This is a genomic window from Kitasatospora sp. NPDC091257 (assembly GCF_044757675.1).
GTDB lineage: Bacteria > Actinomycetota > Actinomycetes > Streptomycetales > Streptomycetaceae > Kitasatospora > Kitasatospora lactacystinica.
Window position 1 is genome coordinate 1 of the sequence record NZ_JBIVVI010000606.1, and the last position, 5,508, is coordinate 5,508.

Annotated in this window: 6 protein-coding genes; 2 read left to right on the top strand and 4 right to left on the bottom strand. The window is 75.9% G+C overall.

The annotated features are described in order from the left end of the window. Window positions 1-243 (bottom strand): winged helix-turn-helix transcriptional regulator (locus ACIQOV_RS25415; RefSeq protein ID WP_401052158.1); only part of this gene is annotated, 243 nt, incomplete at its 3' end. Window positions 244-321: 78 nt separating this feature from the next. On the opposite strand from ACIQOV_RS25415, the gene ACIQOV_RS25420 reads away from it, so the two are divergent. Next, window positions 322-981 (top strand): NADPH-dependent F420 reductase, encoded by a 660-nt coding sequence (locus ACIQOV_RS25420; protein ID WP_401052160.1) that lies wholly within the window; start codon window positions 322-324, stop codon window positions 979-981. Window positions 982-1,053: 72 nt separating this feature from the next. On the opposite strand, the gene ACIQOV_RS25425 is transcribed toward ACIQOV_RS25420, so the two are convergent. From ACIQOV_RS25425 to ACIQOV_RS25435, 3 genes are all read right to left on the bottom strand, one after another. Continuing rightward, a complete protein-coding gene (locus ACIQOV_RS25425) occupies window positions 1,054-2,022 on the bottom strand; it encodes a phosphotransferase family protein (protein WP_401052162.1) in 969 nt (322 codons plus the stop codon). Between the two features lie 102 nt (window positions 2,023-2,124). Then, window positions 2,125-2,496 carry a helix-turn-helix transcriptional regulator gene (locus ACIQOV_RS25430; RefSeq protein WP_359911921.1) on the bottom strand — a complete coding sequence of 124 codons (372 nt, stop codon included), beginning with the start codon at window positions 2,494-2,496 and terminating at the stop codon, window positions 2,125-2,127. 444 nt (window positions 2,497-2,940) lie between these two features. Next, complete coding sequence (locus tag ACIQOV_RS25435; protein WP_359911919.1) at window positions 2,941-3,813, bottom strand: BTAD domain-containing putative transcriptional regulator; 873 nt, start codon at window positions 3,811-3,813, stop codon at window positions 2,941-2,943. A 469-nt stretch (window positions 3,814-4,282) separates the two neighbouring features. Here ACIQOV_RS25435 and ACIQOV_RS25440 point away from each other — a divergent pair, with 469 nt between their 5' ends. Beyond that, window positions 4,283-5,494, top strand: coding sequence for an aminotransferase class I/II-fold pyridoxal phosphate-dependent enzyme (locus tag ACIQOV_RS25440; RefSeq protein ID WP_380546389.1), 1,212 nt, complete (start codon window positions 4,283-4,285; stop codon window positions 5,492-5,494). Window positions 5,495-5,508 lie beyond the last annotated feature (14 nt).

Below are 5,508 nucleotides of genomic sequence, written 5' to 3' on the forward strand. Positions count from 1 at the left end.
GGCGCGGGCCAGTTCCTCGGCGGCGGCCAGCCGCAGTTCCTCCAGGGCCTGGGCGTCGCACAGGCGGTGCAGGCACTGGTTGAGGACCTTGGGGCTGATGCCGCCGATGCGCCGCACCAGTTGGTGCGGGCGCACCGGGCCGTGGCGCAGCGCCCACAGGACGACCGGGTCCCAGGTGTGGGCGAGCAGGTCGAAGGCGAGGCGGGCGGGGCAGTCGGCGAGAAGTTCCTGGTGGTCGGTCATGTACCGGATGGTGCCCGATCCGGCGCCTACTGTCGTGGCGAGGGCCGTACGGGCCGCAGGGGACAGGGGAGTTGTGGCATGAGGATCGGGATCGTCGGTACCGGGGCGATGGCGCGGGCGCTGGGCGGCGCGTGGGTGCGGGCCGGGCACGAGGTGCTGGTGGGCGGGCGCGACGCGGGCCGGGCGGCCGGTGCGGCGGGGGACGCGGGCGGTGCCCGGTGGGGCGGGGTCGGGCAGGCGGTGGCGCACGGGCGGGACGCGGTGCTGCTGGCCCTCCCGCACCGGGCCGCGCCCGCCGTGGCCGGCGCGCACGCGCGGGCGCTGGCGGGGCGCACCGTGGTGGACTGCTCCAACCCGGTGGCCGAGGGGTTCGCCCTGGCCACCGGACGGGGGCCCTCGGCGGCCGAGCGGATCGCGGCCGCCGCCCCCGGGGCGCGGGTGGTCAAGGCGTTCAACCTCTGCCACGCGAGCGTGTGGGACCTGCGTCCGCCGGTCTTCGACGGGCGGGCGCTGGCGGTGCCGCTGTGCGGGGACGACGATCGGGCGCTGGCCACCGTCGCGGCTCTGGTCCGGGACACGGGCTGCGAGCCGCTGACGGCCGGGCCGCTGGAGCGCGCCCACCTGCTGGAGGCGGCGGCGGCGCTGCTGATCGGCCTGTGGGTGGGCCAGGGCGCCGACGCCCAGGCCATCGCCCCGCCGCTCGCCCACGCCGGCCCCCACGGCGCCCCCCACGCCTGACCGCCGCCCACGCCTGCCGCCCCGCCCACGCACCCGCCCGGGCCCGCCGCGGCCCGAACCGCCCGGGCCCCCTCAGGCGTAGCGGTCGAACAGGCCCTGCAGGTAGTCCTCCAGGCGCCCGGTCAGCACGGCGGGTGTCAGGTCGGTGCGGCCCAGTTCCCGCCAGGGCTCGGCGACCTTCTGCGCGTCGGGGGCGAAGGCGAGGGCGTCCAGCAGCCGCCAGTACAGGTGCGCGCGGCCCTCGGCGAGGTCGCGGCCGCCGGCGGCGGTGTAGCGGTCGGCGAAGGCCAGGCCCGCCCCGGGGCCGTGCAGCAGGGCCAGGGCGGTGGCGCAGTGGGCGACGTCCAGGTCGGCCGGGCCCCAGGAGGTCTCCACCCAGTCGACGACCCCGGCGACCGCGAGGCCGGTGCCCGTGCCGGTGAACAGCACGTTGCCGGGGTGGAAGTCGCGGTGCAGGAAGCAGGCGTGGTGCGCGGGCGCCTCGCCGCCGATCACCTCCACCGCCCGCTCCCACAGGCCGGTACGGGCGGTGCCCACGGGCACGGCGACCCGGTCGGGGGCCGTCCACGCCTGCCAGGCGCGCGGCCGTTCCCGCTCGCCGACCGCCAGGGCGTGCACGGCGGCCAGCTGGGCCGCCAGCAGGTCGGCGCGGGCGGGCGCGTCGCCGTCCTCGGCCAGGCGCACGCTGCCGGGCAGGTGGGTCATCACCAGCGACGGGTGCTCGCACACCGCCCCCGCCGCGTCCACCGCGACCAGCCGCGCCGCCGGGATGCCGCTGCCCTCCAGCAGGCGCAGCACGGCGGCCTCGCGGGCCAGCAGCCCCGGGGCGTGGCGGCGGTAGAACGGCTTGACGAAGGAGCGCAGCACCAGCGCGTACGGGGCCGCGCCGCCGGGGCGTTCGACGTCCAGGCGGCGCATCCGCGAGGTCCAGCCGCCCTTGAGCGCGGTCACCGCGGTGACGCGTTCACCGGGCCCGAGGTGCCCCTGGACCCACCGGCGCGTGCCGTCCCGTCCCCGCCCGGGGTCGTCGCTGTCGATCATGGGCGGCAAGCCTACGCCCCGCCCCCGCCCGCCCCGCCCCACGGGGGGCCGCAGCCGACCGACGGACGCTCAACTCCCTTACCGTCGACGACCGGCCCGCCCTCACACCCCCGGCCCCGCGCACACCCCGCCCCCCTGCCCGGCCTCCGCGTCCGCGGCCGCCACCACCGCCGCCAGCAGCCCCGGGAACCGCCGCTCCAGCTCCTCGCTGCGCAGCGCGTTCATCTTGGTGGTGCCCACGTAGTACTGGCGCAGCAGCCCCGCCTCGCGCAGCACACCGAAGTGGTGGCTGGAGGTCGAACGCCCCACCGGCAGGTCGAAGGAACCGCAGCTCAGATCGGCTCCCGAGTGCGCGAGCGTGCGCACCACCGTCCTGCGGGCCGGATCAGCGAGCGCCTCCAGCACCTGCTGGACGCTCACGTCCTCCACACCAGGGTGCACGATCACCCGCGCCGCCACGCGTGCCCGTCCCACACCCACCACCCCTTCCCAACACTCGACCCCCGTCCGTTCGATGGCCAAAGACCGCGCCGTGTGCGCGACTTCACGTACACGACGCTACTATGCCCGACCCGGCCGCCACGCTCACCGCAACAGCCGCGCAACACGCCCCCGGGCCCGGGCGACCGGGCGCCGCGACCGCACAACGGCCGCCGCGCCACCCGGACACGGCGCCGGCACGAGAGGCACCGGCGACGGGCATCGCCGCAGGCCCCCGCCCCCCGGGACGCCGGCGGGGCACGGCGGAGTGCGACCGGCCGCGACCGGGCGGCACGCGCGCGCCCCGCCGGACGGGGGGACCGGCGGGGCGGCGGAACACGGCGGACACGGCGCACGGGCCGGGCGCGCCGCACGGGCCGGACGGCGGCGGACGGCGCCGGACGGCGGCGGGAAAAGGAGGGGAGGGACGGGCGGGCCTCAGGCGGCGCGCACCGGCGCGGGCACCGGACGGGCCAGCCGGGCCAGCGCCAGCGGCTCGAAGATGCCCATCAGCACCGGGTCCACCGCCCGCACCGCCGCCGGAGCGGGCGCCGCGGGGGCGGGAGTGCGCAGCAGCGCGAGGTAGAGCTCCTGGGTCTCGGCGGCCGGGTCGATGCCCAACTCCTCCGCCAGCACCTGACGCAACTGCTGGTAGCAGCGCAGCGCCTCGGCCCGGTTGCCGGCGGCGGCCAGCGCCTCCATCCGGCAGCGGTAGGCACTCTCGCGGAACGGGGCCCGGCGCACCGCCTCGTCGGCCCAGCGCAGCGCGTGGTGCTCCTCGCCGAGCGCGGAGGCCGCCAGACTCGCCGTCTCCAGCGCACCGATGCGCAACTCCTCCACGTGCTCGCGCACCCCCTGCGCCCACTCGCCCTCGTGGTCGGGCAGGAACGCCCCGCGCAGGTTCGACAGCGCCCCCGCGGCCAGCTGCTGGGCCACCGCGTGGCCGCCCGCCGCCAGCGCCTCGCCGGCCTCGCCCACCGCCGAGGCCGCCGCCTCCAGGTCCACGGCCGCGTCCGCGGGCAGCCGCAGCACGTACCGCCCGCCCTGGGCGATCAACGGGGTCGCACCCGGGCCCTGACCCGGCGCGGTGACGAAGGCCCGCACCCGGGAGACCACGCTGCGCAGCGCGGAGGCCCAGGTGTCGGGCAGGCCGTCGGGCCAGATGGTGTCGGCCAGCTGGTCGCGGCTGGTACCGCTGGAACGCTCCAGCACCAGGCGGGCGAACGCCACCTGGGCCTGGGCGCTGGACAGGTGCTGCGGGGCGCCGTCCTGGTGCTCGACGGCCACCAGACCGGTGAGGCGGATCAGCATGCGCGCGCCCCCGATCTGCCGGACGGACCGTCTTCCCTGAAGCCTTTCGACACGAGCTCCAACCCCCTTGAGTCAAAGCAGAAGTGACGGCCCGTATCCGGCCGTCGGCGCGGGAAATCGCGGATCGTAACAATAAACCGCCGACCAGCCGTTCGGTTTCAGCGGATTTCGACCATACATTCGCCGCATCGCGCGGTGTCAACACCGGCCGAGAAAACATACCCACCGGCCGGTCAATGCGTCGTGGACGCAAGGTTTCTGCACGTCAGAGCGTTCCCGCAGGCCAGGAAAGCGGCTATTGCGGACGCCTTGCGCATCCTGCCGTAGAAATGTAGCCATCCTTGAGCACCCCGCGTGAAGGCTTCGAGAAAACACCCCCGCAGCCACCCCGGGCCCCCGCCCCCGCGGACGGGAAGCCGAATGCCCGCGAAAGCCGTGAAAACCGTGACGCCGTGAAGGAGAAACGCCCGTGAACGCCACCGGAGCATGGAACCGCCTGGAGCCGAAGCTCGCCGCAACCAACGCCCGCGTGGCCGCACTGGAGTCCGACCCCTCCCGGCGCAACAGCTTCGTCGCCTACACCATGGAACGCGACAGCGCCTACTGCGACCTCGACGGCGAGCGCCTGCTCATGATGTCCGGCTACAGCTACCTCGGACTGGCCGGCGACGAGCGCGTCGTGGCCGCCGCCAAGGCCGCCGTCGACGTCTACGGCACCGGCAACCACGGCGTACGGGCCCTGGCCGGCACCATCCCCCTGCACGAGGAACTGGAGGCCGAGGTCGCCCGCTTCGCCCGCCGCGAACGCGCCCTGGTCTTCGGCTCCGGCTACGCCGCCAACGTCGGCACCGTCGGCGCCCTGGTCGGCGCCGGCGACACCGTCCTGATCGACAAGTACGACCACGCCTCCATCGTCGACGGCTGCCGCCTGTCCGGCGCCACCGTCACCCGCTTCCGCCACAACGACGTCGACCACCTGGAGCGCCGCCTCAAGGCCGCCGCCCCCACCGGCGTCCGCCTGGTCATCGTCGACAGCGTCTACTCCATGGACGGCGACATCGCCCCGCTGCCCGAACTGCGCGAGGTCTGCGACCGCTACGACGCCCTGCTCATGGTCGACGAGGCCCACGCCCTGGGCGTCATCGGCGCAACCGGCGGCGGCATCGAGGAACACTTCGACCACAAGGTCCGCGTCGACGTCAAACTCGGCACCCTCTCCAAGGCCATCCCCTCCATGGGCGGCTGGGTCGCCGGCAGCCACGACCTCATCGGCCACCTGCGCTACGCCGCCCGCCCGTTCCTGTTCTCCGCCGCCCTCGGCCCCGCCCAGACCGGCGCCGCCCTGGAATCCCTGCGCATCCTGCGCCGCGAGCCCGAACGCGTCACCCACACCCAGACCCAGGCCCGGCGCCTGCGCAAGCGCCTCAACGACGCCGGCATCTCCACCATGCACTCCACCACCGCCGTCCTGCCCGTCATCGCCGGCAGCGACGACGCCGCCTACGACTACGCCACCGCCTGCCGCAAGGCCGGCGTCATCGGCCTGCCCGTCGTCACCCCCGCCGTCCCCAACGACCTCGCCCGGCTGCGCATCGCGGTCACCGCCCGCCACACCGCCGCCGACATCGACTTCGCCGCCGAGGCGTTCCTGACCGCCGCCGCCCAGACCGGCCTGATCTGACCGGCCCCCGCCCC